This window comes from Agrobacterium sp. GW821-FHT14E08 (assembly GCF_058803865.1).
Genome location: NZ_JBXAPJ010000003.1, coordinates 40,276 through 64,314, shown reverse-complemented (window position 1 = coordinate 64,314; position 24,039 = coordinate 40,276). Strand labels below are relative to the sequence as shown.

The window sequence follows — 24,039 nt, the reverse complement described above, 5'->3', positions numbered from 1 at the left end:
TCATGCATTCTCCTTGCATCTGTGTTGAAGCATTGCCGGCGTGACGCCGTAAAAGGTTTCCAGCTCATCAATGAGCCGCTGCCGTTCCGTCGCCGCTTGGCTCGACGTCCAACCCAGCTCGCGCGCCGCAACATTCAGGATCGCATCGATCAGATCAGCATCAATGACGCCGGTGATGGCAAGCGTCGTGCGTCGCAGGATGAGGTCGGTCAGGTGCCGGACATGTTCGGAGCGGATCAACCAGATCACCTCGGCGGCCGTGATTGGCAGATTTTCGCAAAACGGCGTGTCATCCGGGCGGGCCCGGCAAAAGCCCATCAATTCGAGTGCGCGTGAACCATAGGCCAACGCCAGATGCTCGGCCCTATCCCTCCCGATTGAAAACTCCTCCGCCAGCAGGGCCGGCAGGCGTCCCGCACCGGTGGGGAAATTCCTGCCGCCGCCGATAGGGCGGTCCATCGTGTCGGCCCGCCGCTTGCATCCGAGAAAGGCCAGAACATCGTCGGTCACCTGTTCGCCAAAGGCCCTGAAGGTCGTCCACTTGCCGCCGATCATGCAGAATTGCGGCGGATCGCCCGCAACGCGGTGGACGAAATGGCTGCGGGAAATTCTTCCGGTAAAGGCGGCATCGCTGCGCGGCAGCGGGCGTATGCCGCTGAAACTGAAGACGATGTCGGAATGGGTAATGGCAATCTGCGGAAAGACCTGACGGATCGCCTCGAGAATGTAATCCCGCTCCTCGGGCTCGCACCGCACCCGCTCAGGACGCTCCACCTTTATGTCGGTGGAGCCCGCCAGAACCCGGCCAAGATAGGGAAAAAGGATACAGACGCGGTTGTCGGCATTCTCGAAAAAGATCATATGGCCATTCAGGGCCTTGAGAAGCGCCTCGTTGGCAATGATCAGATGCGATCCCTTGGTTCCGGAAACGGTCGGTTTTGCCTTCTCCGCCGCCGGGGCGGCGGCAAGCGCACCAATCGTCTCATCGATCCAGGCGCCGGTCGCATTGACGATGACCCTTGGCCGGATCGACAGGGTTTCGTCCATTCCCTCAGTCCGAAGTCGATATTCACCATCGAGACGGACAAGCTCGGCATAGTTTAGCGCAATACTTTGTGGCGCATCGGCACAAGTGTCGATCAGAAGCTCCAGCGCAAGCCGTTCGGGCTGGCTGATCCAGGCATCGTAATAAGTTGCCGAATATCTGATCCCCGGGGTCAGACCCGGCCAACGCTCCAGCGTCTTGCCCGCGCTGCGAAACTCATGGCGGGGCAAGATGCGGTTTTTGCGGGTAACGAAGTCATAGAGCATGAGGCCCGCCTTGATGGCGAGCGCCCCCCGGCTGGCGGGTTTTCCGCCGGAGCCGGCAAAGGTTGCCGCCGCGTTGAACAGGCCGCTGAAAGTCGAAAAAATCGGAATTGTCGTCGGCAGCGGATGAACCATATGCGGCGCAAGCCTCAGAAGTGCATCTCGCTCCCGCAGTGATTCCGCAACGAGGCCGAATTCACCGTTTTCGAGATAACGCAGGCCGCCATGGATCATGCGCGAGGGCGCAGCACTGCAACCGGAGGAGAAATCATTACGCTCGACCAGCAGCACCCGCAGCCCCTGCAAGGCAAGATCACGATAGGCGGCAATTCCGTTGATGCCGCCGCCGATGACGACGGCGTCGAAATCACCGTCGAGCCGGATACGGCGCAGAGCGTCCTCGCGAAAACTGGGCATAGAAATACCGTTCGCCGGCTGGTGACCAGCGTCCCAATGTTGTTGACCGTTTAAAGCGACAGGAGAGACGGGAGGCGAAAAATTATGTTGTCTTCGCGAGGCCCCGTCTCAGCGACATTATTTAAGTATCGAGCCCGACAAGATGCTCGGCGACACCGGCGCTGATGAGAGCCAGTTCACCCTCAGTAAGTCGCAGGCGTGCCGCAGCGGCGTTTTCAACCGCCTGAGCCGGATCGCGCGCACCACACAGCGAGAAGGTGATGCCGGGCTGGGCAATCGTCCAGGCAATCACCACCTGCGCTATCGACGCCGCATGCGCCTCGGCCACGGGTTGCAGCGACCGCATCAGCCGCGAGATCTTCTCGCGGTTCGCCTGGCTGAAGCGCGGATTGCCGTGGCGCTGGTCATCCTCCGCAAAAACCCGCTCAGGCCCAACCTTGCCTGACAGGAGACCAAGCGCGAGGGACGAATAGCTCAAAACCGAGACAGCATTCCTTCGGCAAAGCGGCAGCAGGGTCGTCTCGATATCCCGCTTCACCATGGAATATTCTTCCTGAATGGCATCAAGCGCGCCGGTGGCAATATAGGCCTCAAGATCGCCGGGCGAGACATTGCTTGCCCCGATGGAGCGGATTTTCCCCTCCTCCTTCAGCCGCATCAAAGCTCCGACCGTTTCGGCAATCGGCGTCGTGGCATCCTGCCAATGGGTCACGTAGTGATCGATATAGTCGGTTCCGAGCCGTTTCAGGCTTTCTTCGACCTCATAACGGATAGAGGCAGGGCCGAGATAACGGTGAACGGGTTTGCCATCCTGATGGAAGAAATAAGCACCCTCGTTCACGTGCCAGACGAGGCCGCATTTGGTGACCAGCACCACCTTGTCGCGCCTGCCGGCAATCGCCTTGCCGACAATGGTTTCAGCAAGCCCCATGCCATAGGCCGGCGCGGTGTCGATCAGGGAAATGCCAGCGTCAATCGAGGCCTGAATGGCGGCGATGGATTGCCGCTCGTCGGTGCCGCCCCACATCCAGCCGCCGATGGCCCAGGTGCCCAGCCCCACGGCGGATGCGCCAATGCCGCTGCCGCCGATTGTCCGGGTCAATATTGCATTGTCCGTCACGAAGTTTCCCCTTCTTCCTGATCCAGTAAATAGCCGGCGATCGCCTCGTCCACGACGAGCGAGGTCAGATAGCGGCCGGCAAGCGTGGCCGCCACCGGCCCGGCCTTGATGGCGCCTGCCGCCACGCCGATGATATTCGGGCACCGGGCGAGCTGCCCGGGGTCCAGCGCCACCACGCGCGAATTGAGATCGATACGCGCCAGTTGCCCGTCCGCCATGGTGAGATGGGCAAGAAACTCACCGGCAATACCCGCATCCACCAGCGCCTGCCCGCCACGGGCCGCATCCGGCAGAAGATCGTAATAGCCGGAACCGGGCGCTTCCACCGAACCGATGCCGACCAGCGCCACCTGCGCCTGCCGCGCCAGGTCGAACACCTCGCGGATCGATGCGACATTCATCAGCAGATCACGCTGTTCCTCGTCCTCGGCAAACAATGGCGCATGAACGAGCGATGCGCTGCCGCCCAGCTTTTCCGCCAGTTGCGTGGCGAGATGATTGACATCCGTATAGTGCTTGCCCTGCACACCGCCGGTCAGCGGCACCACCCGCACATCGAAACGGCGCTCCGCCTCCAGATTGTCGACGACAGCACTCACCGCCTTGCCGCCGGTAATCGCGATCACATCGCCGTCGCGGATGGTTTCCAGCAAGTGGTTGGCGGCAACCCGACCCACCATCTGCAAGGCGGTCTCCGGATTATCGGAGACCGTCGGAGTCACCACCGACTGCCTGAGGCCGAAACGGTGGGTGATCTCGTTTTCAAGGTCCACCAGCCGCTGATAGGGGCTGGCGATGGTGATCTTCACCATGCCCGCCTTGCGGCCGGCCGCAATCATGCGGTTGACCTTGGTATGGGAAAGATTGAGCCGCTCGGCGATTTCCGACTGCTTCACACCCTCGATGAAATGCAGCACCAGGACGGAATATATCTGCCGCTGCTGATCGAAATCGTCCTTGATGTCCAGCATGATCGTCTTTCTCCAGTTACCCATCGCCACTCAACGGGCGTTCAGCGGCGACGCTTGACCAGATAGTGGTCGAACAGAACCGCAGTCAGCAATATGCTTCCCCTGATGATGTCCTGCCAGTAGACAGACACATTGAGCAAGGCAAGCGAACTGGAAACGACCGAAAGAAGGATCGCACCAAGGATCGCGCCCAAAATGGTGCCTGAACCGCCCGAGAGGCTGGCGCCGCCGATAACCGCAGCCGCAATCACGTTAAGCTCCATGCCGATGCCGAAGCTCGGCTGGGCAGAGCCGAAGCGCGCCATGTATATGACGCCCGCAACGCCTGCCAGCATCGAACAAAGCGTGGTGGTGGCAAAGACGACCCGGCCGACGCGAATGCCGGAATAGGCCGCGGCCTTCGGATTGCTGCCGGTATAGAACACCTTGCGGAAAGCCGTCGCGCGGCGCAGCAGCAGATCGAAGGAAACGACAACCACCGCGAATATGATCAGCACCAGCGGAATGCCGCCAAGCGCGCCCTGGCCGATGAACTTGAATTCCGGCGGCAGCGAGTAGAGGCCGAGCGGGCGGCCGCCCGTTGCCAGCAGGCAAACGCCGCGCGCAATCACCATGACGCCAAGCGACACGATGAAATGATGCAGGCCGACAACTGTTGTCAGAAATCCCATGGCCATGCCCACCAATGTCGTCAGGCAGATCGCCAGCCCAGCCGCGACCCAGGGATCGACACCGTTGAGGAAAAGCCAGCCAGCCGCCACCATGGCAAGCGCCGTGACGGAGCCGACGGAAAGATCGATGCCGCCCGAGATCAGCAGGATCGTCATGCCCACCACGACGATGCTTTCGATAGCGAAGACCATGGCCATGGCCCGCAGATTGTCCACGGTCAGAAAATACGGCGATATGAACGACATCACTGCAAAAAGCGCGAGGATGATGACGATGAGCCCGGTTTCCCGCGCCTTGAGCGCGGGTTCCCACCAGCCGGTACGGCGAACCGCCGTTTCAGCTATGCCCGAAGGTGTTTCCGATGTTGCCATTTTCCCGCTCCCTCAGGCCCCGACAGGGCTCTCTGCAATATTGATCGATGCAAGCTGCATGATCTTTTCTTCCGTCATGTCCTCACCCTCCACCTCACCGGTGATGCGCCCCTCGCGCACGACCAGCACGCGGTCGCTGACGCCGATGAGTTCGGGCAGTTCCGAGGATATGACGACCACGCCCACGCCCTCACGCGCGAGTTCCCGGATCTGCCGGTGGATTTCGGCCTTTGCGCCCACATCCACACCGCGTGTCGGCTCGTCCAGAAAGATGACCTCGGGTTCCACCGACAGCATCTTGGCGAGCGCCACCTTCTGCTGGTTGCCACCGCTCAGGGTCGATACCGCGTCGCCAACGCTGTTCGCCCGCAATTTCAGCCGCCGTCCCAGTTCATCGGCACGCTTCATCTCCTTGCGCCGCTCAATGAAACCCATGCCGTTCGATATCCTGCCGATATCGAGTGCGGAGACATTCGCGGCGATGGACATATTGAGGAACAAGCCGTCGCCCTTGCGATCCTCGGAGAGATAGACGAGCCCCTCGCGAATGCTGTCACGATAGTCTCTCAGCTTCAGCGGTCGCCCCCGCAGCGCAACCTCGCCTTTCGGTTTTCCCTCCAGCCGGCAGACCGCCCGGGCAATCTCGCTTCGGCCTGCACCGATGAGGCCGGCAAGCCCCAGGATTTCGCCCCGACGCAGTTCGAAATCGACATCGAAAACACGCTTTCCTTCATTCAAGCCCCGAACCGAAAGAATGACCTCGTCTGATTTTTCGTTTTCCGCGAGCTTGGGCGGATAGAGCTTGTCGAGAACACGCCCCACCATGCTGTTGACGACCTCCTCCGGGGAAATCTCTGCGATATTCGCCGTCTTGATGTGGCAACCGTCGCGCATCACCGTAATGCGGTCGCAATGTTCGAAAATTTCCGCCATCCGGTGCGAAATATAGATGATCGCAATCCCGCGTTCCGCCAGCCGGTGCATGATCCTGAAAAGGGTCTGGGCCTCGGTCTCGGTCAGGGCCGCCGTTGGCTCATCGAGGATCAGGATACGGCAATCCAGCGTCAGCGCCTTGGCGATTTCGACGATCTGCTGTTGCGAAATCGACAGATCGCCGGCGCGGCTGGCAGGGTCGATGTCGCCGATTTCCTTGAGGATGATTGCCGCCCGCCTGGCAAGGTCACGATAGTTCATGAACCAGGAACGGCTTTGGCCGGTCTCCGACATGAACATGTTTTCAGCAACCGAAATCTCCGGGCAGAGCGCAATCTCCTGATGCACGAAACCGATGCCAAGACGGTTCGCCGCATTGGGTGAGGCTATCCGCACCGGTTTGCCGTCCAACAGGATTTCGCCACCGTCAGGCTGCAGAATACCATCGATAATATGCATCAGCGTCGACTTGCCGGCGCCGTTTTCACCGGCCAGCGCATGGATCTCGCCGCGCCGCAGCTCAAGTGCAGCACTGCGCAACGCCCGCACGGGGCCGAACGCCTTATGAATATTCGTCATGTTGAGGATGACCTCGCCCATAACGCCCTCCCGAAGCTGCTTCCCCTTTGGCCGGCGAGGCTTAAACCTCGCCGGTTTCAGGGCGGCGCGTCAGCGCCCCTTCATATAGTTGTTGAGATCAAAGGAAGCGGCGTTCGCCTTGGTGATCACGGCGAAACCATTGTCCATCGACGGAACCTGCATCGGGTTGAAACCGGACACCTTGTAGTCGTTGAACGGGTCGATCAGGTCCGAATGGGCACCCAGAAAGGTGTTCATGAAACCCATGAAGCCCTGAACGCCCTGATTGGGATTGATGGACATGTAGATATTGCCCTGCTTGATGTGCTCCAGCGTGGCCGGGGTGATATCCGCATGCAGGATCAGGACCTTCTTCTTCGCCTCAAGGACGGCCGCCGTCGCACCTTCGGCCGAACCGGCCTCAGGAATCCACAGAGCGCCCAGATTGGGATTGGCCTGCAACAGGGCGCCGACCGCCTGATAGGCGAGGTTCGAATCCTGATTGGTTGCCTGGCGGCCGACCAGCTTCATCTGCGGATAGGTGCGGCCCATATAGTCGATGAGGGCCGTGACGCGCAGATCGTGATTGCTTTGTCCCGGATTTTCCAGAACGGCATATTCACCTTTTTCGCCGAGCTTCTTGACGATTTCGTCAGCCGCAAATTTCGCCTCGGCGACATTGTCCGAGGTAATATAGGCGGTGCGCTTCGACTTCGGCGAATCCGCCGCGAAAGTCGTCACCGATACGCCAGAACCGATCGCCTTGTTGATTGGCTCGATAAAGGGATCGGCCTGCATCGGATGCAGCAGAATGCCCTTCGGCTTTTTCACCAGCTCCTGCTCGAAGGAGGCGATCTGCTTCGTGATGTCATATTCAGGCGTGCCGGTGAAAACCGCCTCGCAGCCCAGCGCCTTCGCAGCCTGCTTGAATCCCTCAAAGACCGGCACCCAATAGGGATGGCTGGAAACCATGACGTTCATCACATAGGTCTCACCCGGCTCGCAGGCGAATTTGCCCGCAGCAGCGGCCGAAGAACCGGCAGCAGCAGAAATCGCCACGGCAAAAACACCCGCAGCAACGGTCGATTTCAGAAAAGCCAACATATTCCCCTCCCAAGGACAATGACTTAATCCGCAATAAATTTTGAGTGGTGTAATTTATTGCATGTGACTTGAGATATCTGGAAACCGAACACTCGTCAATGCGTGTGAATTTTATTTTTGATGGTGAAATTTATTGCGAGCAATGTGAGAAAGTGTACGGGACCGCCGGCAAGATAAACTGTGACTCGTAGATTCACGCGTCGAATATGCAGGGTGTTCTCGCACACAACGGTTGTCCGGTTTGCACCAGCGGAAGACCGCATGGAGCGCGAAAAAGCTTCGCCGGGCGGGTGAGGCCTAATTAAAGGTATGTTGCCGGAATAGAAGGCAATCCCATTTTCGCTCTGTGCCAGTTTTCAATTTCTTTGCAAAACAGAGGTATGAAGGGGCCGAAAATGATCGGAGCTGTCTCCCCATCAGGCGTGAACCATGGGTGATCCTCCGCATCAAGATGATACGTTCCGAGAAATTCCCCGTCCCGAGTGACGACGGAACCATCCTCCAGAAGGTTGATATTGTATCTCAGCTTCACATCCACCCCCAGTAAAGACTGCAAGCAGAAAACCAGCCCGTAGTTCTAGGCTCCAAACGGGTTGCTATTGCACCCCTCGTTAAGCGACAGCACGTTTAAAGCATGAGGGTTTCATACTGACAAGTGCCCGTCCTGGAAACCTGGCAGGTTCAATGAACCTAGATACCACTACGCAAAAAGGCCCTGCGATTTATCGCAAGGCCTTGATACATAAGGAATTCGGATGGTGGGCGTGACAGGGATTGAACCTGTGACCCCTACGATGTCAACGTAGTGCTCTCCCGCTGAGCTACACGCCCTCCGTGGCGGCGGATAGACCACAAAACCGGTTCATGCGTCAACTGCTTTTTTTCGGTTTTGTGAAGGTTTTTTGAGACCCCTTACGCCACAAGGAGTTTGTTCACCTCATCCACCAGATCGCGCAGATGGAAAGGCTTGGAAAGCACCTTGGCGTCCTTCGGAGCCTTCGAATCGGCGTTCAAGGCGACGGCCGCAAAGCCGGTGATGAACATGACTTTCAGGTCGGGATCGAGTTCGGTCGCACGACGGGCAAGTTCGATACCATCCATTTCAGGCATGACGATATCGGTCAGCAACAGCGAAAAGGGCTCCTCGCGAAGCCGGTCGTAGGCGCTGGCGCCATTGTCGAAGGAAGAAACCTTATAACCGGCTTTTTCCAGCGCCTTGACGAGAAAGCGGCGCATATCGTTGTCGTCTTCAGCAAGAAGAATTTTCTGATTCATCGTTAAGTGACCGTAACTGCTCAATGTTTGGAATACCCTAGCCCGATTATAGGATTTTCACGGTAAATATCCTGTGAAGACGAGAATCGGTATAGCGCTATATGGGCGATAGTATGGACTTGCCGCACTGTAACTGGCAACATGATCATCCTGATTGTTTGCGACATGGTAAATGGGTCTGAATGGACTGGGTAACGGGTGAATATGAGCTGTTCGAAGTAACGGAACCTGCCGTTCAAACCCTGCCATTCGTCTATAATTCACCCCATAGCGGCCGCTGTTACCCCATCTCCTTTCTGGAATCAGCACGGCTTGATTCGCACGAAATCCGGCGCTCGGAAGATCACTTCGTCGACGAGCTGTTCGCCGCAGCGCCCGAAATCGGCGCGCCGCTTTTGAAGGCGAATTTTCCCCGCGCCTATCTCGACGTTAATCGCGAGCCCTACGAGCTTGATCCGCGCATGTTCGAAGGCACCCTGCCGCCCTATGCCAATATAGGTTCCATGCGAGTGGCCGGCGGCCTCGGAACGGTGCCACGCATCGTCGCCGAGAACATGGACATCTATGCCCACCGCCTGCCGGTGGATGAGGCGCTGGCGCGTATCGAGACGATCTACAAACCCTACCATGCCTGCCTGCGCAGGCTTCTCTCCCGCACCCACGCCAATTTCGGCATGGCGGTCCTGATCGATTGCCATTCCATGCCGGGCAATATCCGCGTCGCGGGCTCGAACCTGCGGCCGGACGTGATTATCGGCGACCGTTACGGCACCAGCGCTTCCCAGGAAGTCTCCCGCGCCGCCCTGCATTTTCTCGAGGAGCTGGGCTTCGTTGCGGTCTGCAACAAGCCCTATGCCGGCGGCTTCATCACCGAACATTACGGGCGGCCGATCCGCTCCCTCCACGCTTTGCAGATCGAGGTCAATCGGGCGCTTTATGTCGATGAAAAGACGCTTTCGAAGAAAGCCGATTTTCCAGCCATTCAGGCATCGCTTGAAATCTTCATGCGCCAGCTTGGCGTCTTCGTTTCGGATTATGCGATCGAGACCTCGCTCGCCGCCGAATAACGCCGAATTACCCCGATAGTTCATACGCTTATTCCAGATTTCCTGGCCGCGCGCCGGGCAAAAAAAACCGCGCCTTGGCGCGGTCAAGTCTAGGGAGGAAACACCCAAGGAGGGTATTTACAGTCAAAGACTGTAGCTTGACGTTATGCATTGAATGCACAATTGTCAATCAATTTATTTTATGCATATTTTTTAGGCGCATGCCGAAAATATGGAAACCTCTACTCCGGCAACCGTACGAGTGGACGGCGGATGTGATTCCAGTCTATGCATCTTGCCATACAGTCCAGGCCCCAATGATTCAGGCAATGAGGTTCCATATGCTGCCCGACCGGGATTTCTTCTTCAAACTTGCCGATGCAGCCAGTGCTGAAACGCTTCCCCGCTTCCGCACGGGCATTGCCGTCACCAACAAGCAGGATGGCGGCTATGATCCGGTAACGGAAGGCGATCAGGCCGCCGAAAGCGCCATTCGCGCCCTGATCGAGGCGCACTTTCCGCAGCATGGCATTCTTGGTGAAGAACATGGCAATGTTGGTCTCGACCGCGAGCATATCTGGGTCATTGACCCCATCGACGGCACACGCGCCTTCATTTCCGGCGTGCCGGTCTGGGGCACGCTGATCGGCTTCCAGTCGGCCGGCCGCGCCACGATGGGCGTTATGGACCAGCCCTTCACGAAAGAACGTTATTTTGCCGATGGTCAAGCGGCCTGGTATTTCGGCCCCGATGGCGAGCGCAGGATCCGCACGCGCGAATGCACTTCGCTGTCGGATGCGGTGCTGTTCACCACCACGCCCCATATCTTCACCGCAGAAGAAAAGCCATTTTATGAAAAGGTGGAGGAACAAGTCCGCCTCTTCCGTTATGGCGTGGATTGTTACGCCTATTGCCTGCTCGCGGCCGGCCATGTCGATCTGGTGATCGAGTCCGGCCTGAAGCCCTATGATGTCGGCGCGCTCATTCCGGTGGTCGAACAGGCTGGCGGCATCATGACCACCTGGGATGGCGGGCGTCCGGAAAATGGCGGCCGCATTCTGGCCGCCGGCTCCAACGCCGTGCACGAACAGGCACTCGCCATTCTCTCGAAACTATAAACCGTTTCGTTTCGGCGGCCATTTATTCCGGCGCAAAAAAGGCGTCGATGGCCGCCAGCGCCTGTTTACGGAAAACATCGCGCTCATGCAGCAATTCGTGGCGCGCGCCGGTTATGGGAAGAAGCTGCGCCGCCCGGAAGTTGCGCGAAAGTTCCTCCTGCGCCTTATAGGGCGTGATCGTATCCAGCATCGGCGCGAGAATAAGGGTCGGGATGGTTATGTTTGTCAGGTGGTCCTGGCGGGTTACCCGCGCCATGGCCTTCAAGGCTTCATAGACCCAACGCGCCGTTGGCGCACCAATGAACAATTCCGGAAATTGCCGATGCAGCGAAAGATTCCTGGCAAAACGTCTGGCGTCGGAAGTCAGCGGGTTACCGTCGAAATCCCGTTCGCGCTGGTCCTTACCGAGCTGAACCCTTCCAAGGCCGACGAGACTTAGGACCGTCGAAACCAGCCGGATGACAGACGACGGAACGGATTGCTGACTGTCCAGCTCGATGAATGGCGAACAAAGCGCCAGGCGATCGATCCGGTTCGACAGACGGGGTGCGGCGGCAAGTGCTGCAAGCGCGCCGGTGGAATGGGCGATCATGAAGAATGGCAGACGCGTATCGGGCAGGACCACCTGCTCGAGAAAAAGGCTGATATCCCGCTGATAGTCGGAAAACCGACGCACATGCCCGGCGCCCGGTTTTTTCAGCAGCCTTTCGGAACCGCCCTGCCCGCGCGTGTCAAAGGTCGCGACCCAGAACCCCATGGCTGTCAGATCGTTGACCGTTTCGAAATATTTTTCGATACATTCGTTCCGGCCATGCAGCAGAACGACGGTTCCACGGGCAATGTGCCGGCTGGCGCGGAAGATCGCATATCGAAGCTGTTTGCCGCGATCGCCGGTAAAATAACCGACGGTATGGTTGCCGGGAACCGGGTTGTCTTCGCTTTCGCGCAATGTGGCTTCGATCATCGGTCTTTTCCGGCTTTTCTGCCCTCTGGGGATAGGTCGGCGGCAAGCGAAGGTCAAAGAAAAAATTGCCGGAACCGTCGGTTAAAGCAGTCGCGGTTCCGGCCAGTAAGACAGAAGAAGAAGGGACGTTATTGCTTCTGTCCACGGAGAATGTCTCCGATGACTGAAGTTTTATGGCTCTCAAACTGAACGATGCCGGAACCCGACGTTCAGCCATGGTTCATCTTGCCATTCGCGTTTTTGCTCTCACCGCACCCCCTTGACGTGGCAACGGGCCATTCCCATCTCATTCATGCGGTCGCCAGAACGGGACCGCGCCATATGTCCGGCCGTCGCCAGAACGGGACGCCGGGCTTAACCGCAAACAGTCGCTTCATAAGGAGGACACCATGCGTCACGTCGATTTTTCCCCCCTTTACCGCTCCACCGTCGGTTTCGACCGTCTCTTCTCGATGCTCGACGGCCTTGGACAGCCCGAACAAGCCCAGTCCTATCCGCCCTATAATATCGAGCGGACGGGCGAGAATACCTATCGCATCACCATGGCTGTTGCCGGTTTCGATGAAACCGAACTCAGCATCGAATCCCGCGCCAATACGCTGACGGTGAAGGCCGAGAAGGCCGCAGATGAGAAATCATCCGAAGGTGAGTTCCTGTATCGCGGCATCGCCACACGCGCTTTCGAACGTCGCTTCCAGTTGGCCGACCACGTCGAAGTCCAGACCGCTTCCTTAAAGAACGGCCTGCTTCACATCGATCTCGTCCGCAACATTCCGGAAGCCATGAAACCGCGCCGCATCGCGATCTCGTCCGACAGCGCCGATGCGCCGAAGACGATCGAAGCCCAGATCACGCCGGCCCAGGTCAACTAAGCCGATCCGGATATCAAACGAACGGCCCCGTCATGGGGCCGTTTTTATTTATGAAAATTCACCCTTCAGCGGGTGGAGACGACCGCACCTTCTGCAGCAGCCGCCTCCGATATGGCCGCTTTTTCATGGGCCTTTCGGGCATACCGCTGGGCCAGCACCGCGCAGACCATCAGCTGGATCTGGTGGAAAAGCATGATCGGCAGGACGATTGCGCCAATGCTCTGGCCGGCGAAAATCGCACCCGCCATGGGCACGCCGCTGGCAAGGCTCTTCTTCGATCCGCAGAAAGTGATGGTGATTTCGTCCGCCTTGTCGAAGCCGAGCGCGCGGCTGCCGAACATCGTGACACAGAGAACAAGCGCCAGAAGCACTATGTTGATGACGATGACCACGCCAATATCGCGCAGGGAAAACGTCTGCCAGATGCCTTCGATCACGGCATCCGAGAAGGCAAGATAGACGACCATCAGGATGGAGCCGCGATCGACAGGGGACAGCAACTTCTTACGCGCCCTGATCCAGTCACCGATCCATGGCTGCAGCACTTGACCGGCAATGAACGGCAACAGAAGTTGCAGGAAGATCTGCAGGAAAGCATCCAGCGAGAATCCGCCGCCATGACCGCCCACCGTAAACAGCAGGCCGACCAGCAGCGGGGTCAGGAACATGCCGAAAATATTCGATGCGGAAGCCGAACAGATCGCAGCCGGCACGTTTCCTCCAGCCATGGAGGTGAAAGCGATGGAAGACTGCACGGTGGATGGCAGAACGCAGAGAAACAGCACACCCATATAGAGCGGCGCAGGCAGAATATTCTCGGGAATGAAACCGATCGCCACGCCCAGCAGCGGGAAAAGGCCGAAGGTGACAAGAAGGATCGCCAGATGCAGGCGCCAGTGGAGGATACCGGCAATCACCACATCCCGCGAAAGCCGGGCGCCGTGCAGAAAGAACAGCAATGCGATCGCCAGCTTCGTCGCAAGCCCGAAATAGTCCGCAGGCTCTCCGCTGATGGGCAGAAACGAGGCCAAAATCACGGTGGCAACCAGCATCATGGTGAAGCGGTCGGGCAGGAAGCGGGTCATGGGAAGTCTTTCCGGCATCGGTTTTGCTTGAAACGCGCGTTACTATCGCTCATCATGAATTCGGATGCAAAGATTAACAGTTATCGCGATTCCAGATAAATGCTGAACCTTCAACATCTTGCCAGCTTCGTCATGCTTCAGCAAACCGGCAGCTTCACGCTGGCTGCTGAACGGCTGGGCATTGGCCAATCCACTGTCAGCCAGCATATTCAAAGGCTTGAGGCCGCACTTGGCCGCCGGCTGATCGCGCGCAGCACCCATCAGGTAAGGCTGACCGGTGAAGGTGAGGCGCTGCTTGGTTATGCCCGCAACATGCTGGAAATCGACAGCAAGGTGTCGTCACTGTTCAGCGAGAACCGCCTGCGCGGGCGCTTAAGGCTCGGCGTTTCCGAGGATTTCGTCGCCAGCCGGCTGACGGCCATTCTGGAAGAATTCATCCGCCTTTATCCTTTGGTAGATCTGGAATTGACGGTTTCGCTGAGCGGCGTGCTTTACCAGATGCAGGATAATGGCGAGTTGGACGTCGTGCTCGCCAAACGCCGGCTCGGCGACAAGCTTGGGCATTTTCTTTACCGCGAACCGCTGGTCTGGCTGGCCCGCGACCCGGAGCGGATGCTGAGCCAACCCGACGCCCTGCCGCTGATCGCCTTTCCGCCGCCGAGCATTACCAGAAAGGCGGCGCAGGAAGCACTCGACCGGGCCGGTCTTGCGTGGCGCATCGTCTGTACCTGCGGCAGTCTCAGTGGATTGACCGCTGCCGCAAGGGCGGGCATGGGTATTCTGGTGCAACCGCGCAGCATGGCGCCCGCCGGTCTCAAGGAGATCGCGGCGGATGTGCTTCCGGCGCTTGAAGACGTTGAATTCGTGCTTCAGCCCAGCAAGGGCACCGACACAAAACTGGTGCGCGCTCTTTCCGATCTCGTTTCCAGCAAGAGCATCGCACCGGGCAGTTTCGTTTAAATTCTGTCAGCCTTCCCGCCGCGACAGGCAGCGACCGACGCTATCCCGCCAGCCGGCGATGGCATTTTTCCGCTCAGCCTCATCCATATCGGGATTGAAACGGCGGTCGCGTTTCCAATGGGCGGCGAAGGCTTCACGATCTGGCCAGATACCAGCGCGTGAGGCAGCGAGCCATGCCGCACCCAGAATGGTGGTTTCCAGAAAGACAGGCCGGTCCACCGGTGCGGCGAGAACATCGGCCAACCGCTGCATGGTCCAGTCGGAGGCGACCATGCCGCCATCAACCCTCAGCACCGTCTTGCCATTGTCACCCGCCCAGTCCTTGCGCATGGCGTCCAGCAGATCGAAAGTCTGATAGGCAACGCTTTCCAGCGCCGCACGCGCGAATTCCGCAGGTCCGGTGCCGCGCGTCAGGCCGAAAATCGCGCCCCGCGCCTCTGCATCCCAATAGGGCGCACCGAGGCCGGTGAAAGCCGGCACCAGATAGACCCGCTGCTTGGGATCGGCTTTTTCGGCAAGCGCGCTGACTTCGGAGGCGACCGAAATGAAGCCCAGCTCGTCACGCAGCCATTGCACCGCCGCACCCGCAATGAAGATGGAGCCTTCAAGCGCATAGGTCGTCACCCCGTCGAGACGATAGGCAATTGTCGTGAGCAGCCGATTTGTCGAAGTTACGCGGTCGGTGCCGGTGTTAAGAAGCGCAAAACAGCCGGTGCCGTAGGTCGATTTCATCATGCCCGGTTCGAAGCAGGCATTACCGATCACGGCCGCCTGCTGGTCGCCCGCCACACCGAGGATCGGGATTTCCGCGCCCAGAAGCGACTTGTCCGTCACGCCGAAATCGGCGGCGCAATCCAGCACCTCCGGCAGCATGGCGCGAGGAATATCGAGGATGGACAGCAGCTCGTCATCCCAGGCATTGTCTTCGATATTGTAGATCAGCGTTCGCGAGGCGTTGGTCGCGTCGGTCACATGGTGACGACCGCCGGTGAGGCGATAGATCAGGAAACTATCGACCGTGCCAAAGCAGATTTCGCCCTTCACGGCTTTTTCGCGAAGGCCGCTGACGCTATCCAGAAGCCATTTGAGCTTGGTGCCGGAAAAATACGGGTCGAGCAGCAGGCCGGTCTTTTTCGAAAAAAGCGGCTCCAGCCCCTGTCGTTTCAGATCTTCGCAAATGGGCGCAGCGCGGCGATCCTGCCAGACCACCGCCCGGTGCACGGCCTCGCCGGTGTTACGGTCCCAGAGCACCGTCGTTTCACGCTGGTTGGTGATGCCGATCGCTTCGATGTCGGAAGCGGCGATGCCGGCATCGGCGAGCGCCAGCCGGATGGTTTCGAGCACGCTTTTCCAGATATCCTCTGCATCGTGTTCCACCCAGCCGGAGGCCGGGAAATGCTGCGGAAATTCTCGCTGTCCGACACCGATGACCCGCATGTCGCGATCAAAGACCATCGACCGTGTCGATGTCGTTCCCTGATCGATCGCCAGAATATAACCGCCCATTATGTCACTCCCTTTCAAACGCAATGACCGGGGCGGCTTGCCGCCCCGGTTTAAGATTTCATGCAGAGATTACTTCTGCCAGCTTTTGACCAGTTCGTCGTAATTGACGGTGACCGGCTTTTCCTTTTCGTTGGCAATCTTCAGCTGCGGCGCCAGATTGCCCTTCGAAACAGCGTCCTTGTTCCAGTAGTCGATATCGTGTTCTTCCGCCAGTTTCGGACCGATATCGCCCTGCACGCCGGCACGCTCGATACGGGCCATGACTTTTTCCTGTTCGGCGCAGAGCGAGTCCATCGCGGCCTGAGCGGTCTTCGCACCGGACGACGCATCGCCGATTGCCTGCCACCACAGCTGTGCCAGCTTCGGATAATCAGGAACGTTGGTGCCGGTTGGAGACCATTGCACGCGGGCCGGCGAACGATAGAACTCGATCAGACCGCCGAGCTTGGCGGCACGGTCCGTGAAGCTCTGGTGATGGATAGTGCTGTCACGAATGAAGGTGAGACCCACATGGCTCTTCTTCACATCCACCGTCTTCGAGGTCACGAACTGCGCATAGAGCCAAGCGGCCTTGGCGCGGTCGTCTGGGGTGGATTTCATCAGCGTCCACGAACCCACATCCTGATAACCGAGCTTCATGCCGTCCTTCCAGTAGACGCCATGCGGCGAAGGTGCGACGCGCCATTTCGGCGAACCGTCTTCGTTCACGACAGGCAGGCCGGGCTTGGCCATATCGGCGGTGAAAGCCGTGTACCAGAATATCTGCTGGGCGATGTTACCCTGTGCGGGCACCGGACCGGATTCGGAGAAGGTCATGCCCTGTGCTTCCGGCGGCGCATATTTCTTCAGCCATTCGAGATATTTCTCGATGGAATAGACTGAAGCCGGACCGTTGGTATCACCACCGCGCGCCACGCAGGAGCCGACCGGCTGGGACTTGTCGTTGACCTTGATGCCCCATTCATCGACCGGCAGGCCGTTCGGCAGGCCCTTGTCGCCGTTACCCGCCATGGAAAGCCAGGCATCGGTGAAGCGCCAGCCAAGTGACGGGTCCTTCTTGCCGTAGTCCATATGGCCGAAGACCTTCTTGCCGCCGACATCGCGGCCGGTGAAGAATTCGGCAATATCCTCATAGGCCGACCAGTTGACCGGAACACCGAGGTCATAACCGTATTTGGCCTTGAAATCGGCCTTGTTCTTGTCGTCGTTGAACCAGTCGTAACGGAACCAGTAGAGGTTCGCGAACTGCTGGTCGGGAAGCTGGTAGAGCTTCTTGTCCGGCGCCGTTGTAAAGGCGCTGCCGATGAAATCCTTGAGGTCGAGACCGGGGTTGGTGACGTCCTTGCCTTCATTGGCCATGAAGTCGGTGAGGTTGCGCACCTGTTGGTAGCGCCAATGCGTGCCGATGAGATCGCTGTCGTTGACCCAGCCGTCATAAAGATTCTGGCCGGTCTGCATCTGGGTCTGGATCTTTTCGACGACGTCACCTTCCTGGATGATGTCATGCGTGACCTTGATGCCGGTGATGGCGGTAAAGGCCGGTGCCAGAACCTTGGATTCATATTCATGCGTGGTCAGGGATTCGGAAACGACCTTGATGTCCATGCCGGCGAAAGGTTTCGCGGCATCGATAAACCATTGCAGTTCCTTTTCCTGATCCGCACGTGAAAGCGACGACATATCGCCGATTTCCTTGTCCAGAAACTGCTTTGCTTCCTCCATTCCGGCGAAAGCGGAACCCGTCATTGCCAGCAGCATGGCCGCCGTCGTCGTCATCAGATGCCGTCGCATATCAGTCCTCCCAGGGGTTTGCGATTGCATGAAGTCTGCGGGTGCGGTTTTCCTCCGCCGCACCTTTTTCCTGCTCTAGACAAATCGGAAAACGCCGACGGCGTAGACCAAGGATAGAGCGAGAGCCCACCACAGGTTCGGGCCGACCAGCCCGAGCCATGCGAGATGAATGAAGGCGCTGCCGAGCAGCGAGATAAACAGCCTGTCACCGCGCGTCGTCTCGAAACGCAGCAGGCCGAAGCGGGGATTGCCGCCGGGCGAAAGATATTCCCAGAACCACATGCCGACGAGCAGCACGGCGATGGCAGCGAAAAACGCGGCTGTCGCCCAAGTCCACGCCATCCAGGAAAAATCGGGCATCTTCGTCATGGTCAAACCCTCCCCAGAGCAAAGCCCTTGGCGATGTAATTGCGGACAAACCAGATCACCAGCGCACCCGGAATGAGCGTCAGCACGCCGGCGGCAGCAAGCAGGCCCCAATCCATGCCGGCGGCGGAAACCGTTCGTGTCATCGTCGCGGCGATTGGCTTGGCGTCTGTCGTCGTCAGCGTGCGGGCGATCAGAAGCTCCACCCACGAGAACATGAAGCTGAAAAAGCAGGCGACACCGATGCCGGAGGCGATGAGCGGCATGAAAATCTTCACGAAGAATTTCGGGAAGGAATAGCCGTCAATATAAGCGGTCTCATCGATTTCCTTCGGCACACCAGACATGAAACCTTCGAGGATCCACACCGCCAGCGGCACGTTGAACAGGCAATGCGCCAGCGCCACGGCGATATGCGTGTCGATAAGCCCGAAAGCCGAATAAAGCTGGAAGAAGGGCAGCGCGAAGACGGCGGGCGGGGCCATGCGGTTGGTCAAAAGCCAGAAGAACAGGTGTTTGTCACCGAGAAAACGGTAACGCGAGAAGGCATAGGCCGCCGGAAGCGCTGCGGCGACCGATATCACCATGTTCATGAAGACGTAGATGATCGAGTTGATGTAACCCGAATACCAGGAGGAATCGGTAAAGATCGTCCGGTAGTTCTGCAGCGTCGGCTGGTGCGGATAAAGCGTCATGGACGACACGATTTCCGCATTCGTCTTGAAGCTCATATTGATGAGCCAATAGATCGGCACCAGCAGAAGGATGATATAGATCGTCGGTACCAGCCAGGAAAAGCGCGATGGTCCGTGACGGCGGCGGGAGCGTGCGGCAATGCCTGATAATCCCGCCGAGGCGGCTTTTACCGGCGAATTTCCCATCCGTTCCATGCCTGTGGTGACATCAGAGGCGCTCATGTCTCAAGTCTCCGCGTCGTGGCTGGTCATGACGGTGTAGAACACCCAGGACAACAGCAGGATGATGAGGAAGTAGATCAGCGACATGGCCGCAGCCGGCCCGAGGTCGAACTGGCCGAGCGCCATCTTCACGAGATCGATGGACAGGAAGGTGGTGGAGTTGCCCGGACCGCCGCCGGTGACGACGAAAGGCTCGGTATAGATCATGAAACTGTCCATGAAGCGCAGCAGGAAAGCGATCAGCAACACCCGCTTCATCTTCGGCAATTGAATGAACCGGAATACCGCAAAACGCGATGCGCCATCGATCCTTGCCGCCTGATAATAGGCATCCGGAATGGACACGAGGCTGGCGTAGCACAGGAGCACGACAAGGCTCGTCCAGTGCCAGACATCCATGATGACGACGGTGATCCATGCATCGAGCGGATCGTTGACATAGTTGTAATCGAGCCCCAGTTGATTGGCGTAATAACCGAGCAGGCCGATATCGCTGCGGCCAAACACCTGCCAGATTGTGCCCACGACATTCCACGGCACCAGCAACGGCAGCGCCATGGTGACGAGGCAAACAGGCACGCCGATGCCGGATTTCGGCATCTTGAGCGCGATGAAGATGCCGAGCGGAATTTCAATCGCCAGAATGATGCCGGAAAACAGCAGGTTGCGCCCCAGCGCATCCCAGAACCGGTCCGATGCCAGAATTTCCTCGAACCATTGCGTTCCGGCCCAGAAGAACTGGTTGTTGCCGAACGTATCCTGCACCGAATAATTCACGACGGTCATCAGCGGAATGACGGCGGAAAAGGCAACCAGCACCAGCACCGGCAGCACCATGAACCACGCTTTGTTGTTCCAGCTCTTTTCCATGGTCAGGCTCCCATCTTCACGCGCCAGGAATCGGCAAAGACGCCGATGGCGGCCGGATCGAAGCGAACACCCGCTTCAGCCGGGATTTCCTCGTCTTCGGCAACGACGATCGCGAGTTTCTGGCCGGCGAACCGAGCGCGCACGATCTTCTGTCGGCCAATATCCTCTACCTTGTCGACGATGATCGGCATGCCGCCCCGCTCCAGCCGGATAAATTCCGGGCGGACACCAATCTCGATGCGCTGCGCGCCATCGACCTTTGGTACACCGGCAAGCGGCACACCAAGGCCGCCGACCACCGCGGTCGCGCCGTCTATCTTGGCGGGAAGCACATTCATGCCCGGCGAGCCGATGAAGTAACCGACAAACGTATGTCCCGGCCGTTCGAAAAGCTCGGCCGGCGTGCCGATCTGAACGATCTGTCCGTCATACATCACCACCACCTTGTCGGCGAAGGTCAGCGCCTCGGTCTGGTCATGGGTGACGTAGACCATGGTAAAACCGGATTGCCGGTGCAGGCGCTTCAGCTGTGAGCGCAGCACCCATTTCATATGCGGATCGATCACCGTCAGCGGTTCGTCAAAGAGGATGGCGTTGACGTCGGAGCGCACCAGCCCGCGCGCCAGCGAAATCTTCTGTTTCTGATCCGCCGTCAGCCCCCGAGCACGGCGTTTGGCCATGCCGGAGAGATCGGTCATCTCAAGGATGTCCCGCACCCGGCGGTCCACTTCGGATTCCGGCACATGCCGGTTGCGCAGCGGAAAGGCCAGATTGTCATAGACCGTCATCGTGTCGTAGACGACCGGGAACTGGAACACCTGCGCGATATTGCGGTCTTCGGTGGCGAGATCGGTCACGTCCGTTCCATCAAAGGCGATGCGGCCTTCGGAAGGACGCAGCAGCCCGGAAATGATGTTGAGCAGCGTGGTCTTGCCGCAGCCGGAAGGGCCGAGCAGCGCATAGGCGCCGCCATCTTCCCATTCGTGATGCACCTCTTTCAGGGCATAGTCGCCAGCGGCCTGCGCCTTGGCATTATAGGCGTGGCGGATGTGATCGAGCGTGATGCGTGCCATGACCGATCTCCCTTACGCCGCTTTGCCGATGGCGCGGCCGTCTACATCAAAAGCCATCAGGTGCCGTGTATCGAGAAACAGTTCGATATCCCTGTCCGGCTCGATGTCATGAATGCCATGCGCCAGCATGACCCAGCGCCGGCCCGAAAATTCCACATGGACGAAACTTTCCGACCCGGCGATTTCCGAAATCAGCGTCCGCGCCCGGATGGATTGCCGCGCCTCGCCCTTCGCCTGTGGGAAAAGATGATGCGGCTGGAAGGCGATGGTCAAAGGGCCATCCGGCACGGCGGCAAGATGCGCCGGCACCGCAATCACTGCCTGGTCAGCACGGGTAAATGCGCCGCCCGCCTTGACGACCTCGATGGTGTTGAGCGGCGGATCTGCAAAAATTTCCGCGGTGACGATATCCACCGGACGCCGGTAAACCTCGATGGTGCGGCTGAACTGCGTCACCCTTCCCTCATTGAGCGTTGCGGTATTGCCGCCCAAAAGCAGCGCTTCGGAAGGTTCGGTTGTGGCATAAACGAAGATCGCGCCGGATTCGGCGAAGATGCGCGGCAGTTCCTCGCGCAATTCCTCGCGCAGCTTGTAATCGAGATTGGCCAGCGGCTCATCGAGCAGAACCAGATTGGCGTTCTTGACGATGGCGCGGGCAAGTGCCGTTCGCTGCTGCTGGCCTCCGGAAAGATTGAGCGGCGTGCGGTCAAGATAAGGCGTCAGCTTCAAAAGCTCGGCGGCTTTCCTCACTTCCCTGTCGATGGTAGCCTGATCCTTGCCAGCAACTCGCATGGGCGAGGCGATGTTTTCGTAAACGCTCAGCGCCGGATAATTGATGAATTGCTGATAGACCATGGCGACGTTGCGTTTCTGCACCGGCCATCCCGTCACGTCCTCCCCGTTAAAGAAGATCGCGCCGCCGCTTGGCTTGTCCAGCCCGGCCATCAGCCGCATCAGCGTCGTTTTGCCCGAAAGTGTCGGTCCAAGCAGGACGTTCAGGCTTCCGCGCTGTAACGTCAGATCGGTCGGGTGAATATGATATTCACCACCCGCCATCTTCGAGACGTTTCGCAATTCAAGCATGGTGATCCAAAGCCTCCTCCGCTTGTCGTCCGGATCGTCAGATTGCCTTCAAGCGTTCCCCTGCAATGTCTTCGATATAGGTCTCCAGCCCGCGCACCTCTTCAGGCGTGAAGAAAAGGCCCTGCTTGGTGCGCCGCCACAGAATATCCTCCGCCGTCAGCGCCCATTCCCGCGCCATCAGCCAGCGGACCTCGGCCTCATAAAGCGTGCCGCCGAAATGACGGCCTAGTGCCGACGCCTCCGTGGCAGAGCCGATCAGCGCCGCCGCATCCGTCCCGTAACAACGCACAAGCCGCTTGGCATGACGCTCTTCGAGAAAGGGGTAACGCGACCGCAGGGTAATAACCTCCGCGGCATAGGCCTCGGCACCGAAATTTCCACCCGGCAAATGCGAACCCGCCGTCCATGGCGCGCCCTTTTCACCCAGCGCATCGCCGATTTTTTCAAGAGCATGTTCGGCAAGCCGCCGATAGGTGGTGAGCTTGCCGCCGAAAATATTGAGAAGCGGTGCTTCGCCTTCCGCCCCTTCGGTTTTCAGCACATAATCGCGGGTGGCTTCCTGCGCTTTCGACGCGCCGTCATCGAAAAGCGGCCGCACGCCGGAATAGGTCCAGACGATGTCCGCCTGTGTAACCGGCTCGGCAAAATATTCGCTTGCCGCGCTGCAAAGATAGCTGATTTCCTCCTCGGTGATCCTAACAGCCCGGGGGTCGGCGGTATAGTCGCGATCCGTCGTGCCGATCAGCGTAAAATCCTGTTCGTAAGGGATGGCGAAGATGATGCGCCCGTCCGGATTCTGGAAGAAATAGGCGCGTGGATCGGCAAATTTCCTGCGCACGATGATGTGGCTGCCCTGTACCAGGCGAACATTGTGGACATTGTTTTTGCCGAATGTCGAAGACAGAACCTTGTCCACCCAGGGGCCGGCGGCATTCACCAGCATGCGCGCACGATAGGTAGCGGTTTCACCGGCAGCACTTTTCGTTTCAACCCGCCAGAAAGCGCCTTCGCGTCGCGCCGAAACCACCTGTGTGCGGTTAAGGATCAAAGCGCCGCGATCGGTGGCATCACGGGCGTTCAGCACCACGAGACGGGCATCATCCACCCAGCCGTCGGAATATTCGAAGGCGCGGGCAAAAATCGGCTTCAGCGGTTTCCCGGCGGGGTCGCGGCGCAGATCGAGCGAGCGTGTGGCAGGCAAAAGCTTGCGGCCGCCAAGGTGATCATAAAGAAAAAGCCCGAGACGCACGAGCCAGGCCGGACGCACGCCGCCCTTCTGGAACGGCAGGACGAAGCGCATGGGCCAGATGATGTGCGGCGCCATGGCCCACAGCACCTCGCGCTCCATCAGCGCCTCACGCACCAGACGAAACTCATAATGTTCGAGATAACGCAAACCGCCGTGAATAAGCTTGGTAGCGGCGGAGGAGGTTCCGGAGGCGAAATCGTTCATTTCCGCAAGTGCGACGGAATAGCCTCTGCCGACGGCGTCACGCGCGATACCGCAGCCATTGATGCCGCCGCCGATCACGAAAATATCGTGGATTGCCTCGTCAGACATGAACTCTCCCGTGCTTTCATCGACGCTCTCCTCATCGATATATTGAAAGCACGGACATCTAATTCGAAGACAAAACG

General features: G+C 58.7%; 21 protein-coding genes and 1 tRNA gene. 4 read left to right on the top strand and 18 right to left on the bottom strand.

All coding sequences use genetic code 11. From position 1 onward, the window contains the following. The 8 genes from AC1ROR_RS13035 to cpdR all read right to left on the bottom strand — a co-directional run bounded on the left by AC1ROR_RS13035 (position 1) and on the right by cpdR (position 8,750). Positions 1-1,725 (bottom strand): glycerol-3-phosphate dehydrogenase/oxidase, encoded by a 1,725-nt coding sequence (locus AC1ROR_RS13035; protein ID WP_498589645.1) that lies wholly within the window; start codon positions 1,723-1,725, stop codon positions 1-3. Positions 1,726-1,846: 121 nt separating this feature from the next. Then, entirely contained in the window at positions 1,847-2,845 is a 999-nt protein-coding gene (locus AC1ROR_RS13030) for an aldo/keto reductase (protein ID WP_498589644.1), read from the bottom strand. Continuing rightward, positions 2,842-3,816 carry a sugar-binding transcriptional regulator gene (locus AC1ROR_RS13025; protein WP_498589643.1) on the bottom strand — a complete coding sequence of 325 codons (975 nt, stop codon included), beginning with the start codon at positions 3,814-3,816 and terminating at the stop codon, positions 2,842-2,844. The genes AC1ROR_RS13030 and AC1ROR_RS13025 overlap by 4 nt, the downstream gene beginning before the upstream one ends. A gap of 41 nt (positions 3,817-3,857) precedes the next feature. After that, positions 3,858-4,859 carry an ABC transporter permease gene (locus AC1ROR_RS13020; protein ID WP_498589642.1) on the bottom strand — a complete coding sequence of 334 codons (1,002 nt, stop codon included), beginning with the start codon at positions 4,857-4,859 and terminating at the stop codon, positions 3,858-3,860. A 12-nt stretch (positions 4,860-4,871) separates the two neighbouring features. Beyond that, positions 4,872-6,392, bottom strand: coding sequence for a sugar ABC transporter ATP-binding protein (locus AC1ROR_RS13015; protein ID WP_498589641.1), 1,521 nt, complete (start codon positions 6,390-6,392; stop codon positions 4,872-4,874). Between the two features lie 69 nt (positions 6,393-6,461). Then, positions 6,462-7,475 carry a substrate-binding domain-containing protein gene (locus AC1ROR_RS13010; protein ID WP_035225119.1) on the bottom strand — a complete coding sequence of 338 codons (1,014 nt, stop codon included), beginning with the start codon at positions 7,473-7,475 and terminating at the stop codon, positions 6,462-6,464. 756 nt (positions 7,476-8,231) lie between these two features. Continuing rightward, a tRNA-Val gene (locus AC1ROR_RS13005) sits at positions 8,232-8,306 on the bottom strand. An 81-nt stretch (positions 8,307-8,387) separates the two neighbouring features. Continuing rightward, complete coding sequence (gene cpdR / locus AC1ROR_RS13000) at positions 8,388-8,750, bottom strand: cell cycle two-component system response regulator CpdR (RefSeq protein WP_003497910.1); 363 nt, start codon at positions 8,748-8,750, stop codon at positions 8,388-8,390. 182 nt (positions 8,751-8,932) lie between these two features. Between cpdR and AC1ROR_RS12995 the strand changes: the two genes are divergently transcribed. Together AC1ROR_RS12995 and hisN are read left to right on the top strand one after the other, a co-directional pair. Next, entirely contained in the window at positions 8,933-9,817 is an 885-nt protein-coding gene (locus tag AC1ROR_RS12995) for an N-formylglutamate amidohydrolase (protein WP_498589640.1), read from the top strand. A 320-nt stretch (positions 9,818-10,137) separates the two neighbouring features. Then, positions 10,138-10,914: a histidinol-phosphatase gene (hisN, locus tag AC1ROR_RS12990; RefSeq protein WP_498589639.1), complete on the top strand. Its 777-nt coding sequence runs from the start codon at positions 10,138-10,140 to the stop codon at positions 10,912-10,914. A gap of 22 nt (positions 10,915-10,936) precedes the next feature. On the opposite strand, the gene AC1ROR_RS12985 is transcribed toward hisN, so the two are convergent. Then, positions 10,937-11,878, bottom strand: a complete 942-nt coding sequence (locus AC1ROR_RS12985) for an alpha/beta fold hydrolase (RefSeq protein ID WP_498589638.1) — start codon at positions 11,876-11,878, stop codon at positions 10,937-10,939. A gap of 389 nt (positions 11,879-12,267) precedes the next feature. Between AC1ROR_RS12985 and hspL the strand changes: the two genes are divergently transcribed. Continuing rightward, positions 12,268-12,750, top strand: coding sequence for a heat shock protein HspL (gene hspL, locus AC1ROR_RS12980; protein ID WP_035225150.1), 483 nt, complete (start codon positions 12,268-12,270; stop codon positions 12,748-12,750). A 65-nt stretch (positions 12,751-12,815) separates the two neighbouring features. Here hspL and AC1ROR_RS12975 read toward each other — a convergent pair whose 3' ends face one another. Then, positions 12,816-13,835: a bile acid:sodium symporter family protein gene (locus tag AC1ROR_RS12975; RefSeq protein WP_035225265.1), complete on the bottom strand. Its 1,020-nt coding sequence runs from the start codon at positions 13,833-13,835 to the stop codon at positions 12,816-12,818. A 99-nt stretch (positions 13,836-13,934) separates the two neighbouring features. Here AC1ROR_RS12975 and AC1ROR_RS12970 point away from each other — a divergent pair, with 99 nt between their 5' ends. Continuing rightward, positions 13,935-14,795, top strand: coding sequence for a LysR substrate-binding domain-containing protein (locus AC1ROR_RS12970; RefSeq protein ID WP_035225152.1), 861 nt, complete (start codon positions 13,935-13,937; stop codon positions 14,793-14,795). Positions 14,796-14,801: 6 nt separating this feature from the next. On the opposite strand, the gene glpK is transcribed toward AC1ROR_RS12970, so the two are convergent. The 8 genes from glpK to glpD form a co-directional block, all read right to left on the bottom strand. After that, on the bottom strand, positions 14,802-16,301 hold the full coding sequence (glpK, locus tag AC1ROR_RS12965) for a glycerol kinase GlpK (RefSeq protein WP_498589637.1): 1,500 nt from the start codon (positions 16,299-16,301) through the stop codon (positions 14,802-14,804). Between the two features lie 69 nt (positions 16,302-16,370). Continuing rightward, the gene (locus AC1ROR_RS12960) at positions 16,371-18,092 is read right to left on the bottom strand and encodes an ABC transporter substrate-binding protein (protein ID WP_142841717.1); all 1,722 of its coding nucleotides are present in this window, start codon (positions 18,090-18,092) and stop codon (positions 16,371-16,373) included. 75 nt (positions 18,093-18,167) lie between these two features. Next, positions 18,168-18,461, bottom strand: a complete 294-nt coding sequence (locus AC1ROR_RS12955; protein WP_498589636.1) for a DUF2160 domain-containing protein — start codon at positions 18,459-18,461, stop codon at positions 18,168-18,170. A gap of 2 nt (positions 18,462-18,463) precedes the next feature. Beyond that, positions 18,464-19,339: a carbohydrate ABC transporter permease gene (locus AC1ROR_RS12950; protein WP_498590034.1), complete on the bottom strand. Its 876-nt coding sequence runs from the start codon at positions 19,337-19,339 to the stop codon at positions 18,464-18,466. Positions 19,340-19,378: 39 nt separating this feature from the next. Beyond that, entirely contained in the window at positions 19,379-20,245 is an 867-nt protein-coding gene (locus AC1ROR_RS12945; protein ID WP_035225162.1) for a carbohydrate ABC transporter permease, read from the bottom strand. Positions 20,246-20,247: 2 nt separating this feature from the next. Then, the gene (locus tag AC1ROR_RS12940) at positions 20,248-21,318 is read right to left on the bottom strand and encodes an ABC transporter ATP-binding protein (RefSeq protein ID WP_498589635.1); all 1,071 of its coding nucleotides are present in this window, start codon (positions 21,316-21,318) and stop codon (positions 20,248-20,250) included. Positions 21,319-21,330: 12 nt separating this feature from the next. Next, entirely contained in the window at positions 21,331-22,401 is a 1,071-nt protein-coding gene (locus AC1ROR_RS12935; protein WP_498589634.1) for an ABC transporter ATP-binding protein, read from the bottom strand. 37 nt (positions 22,402-22,438) lie between these two features. Beyond that, the gene (gene glpD, locus AC1ROR_RS12930) at positions 22,439-23,962 is read right to left on the bottom strand and encodes a glycerol-3-phosphate dehydrogenase (protein WP_498589633.1); all 1,524 of its coding nucleotides are present in this window, start codon (positions 23,960-23,962) and stop codon (positions 22,439-22,441) included. Between the last annotated feature and the right edge of the window lie 77 nt (positions 23,963-24,039).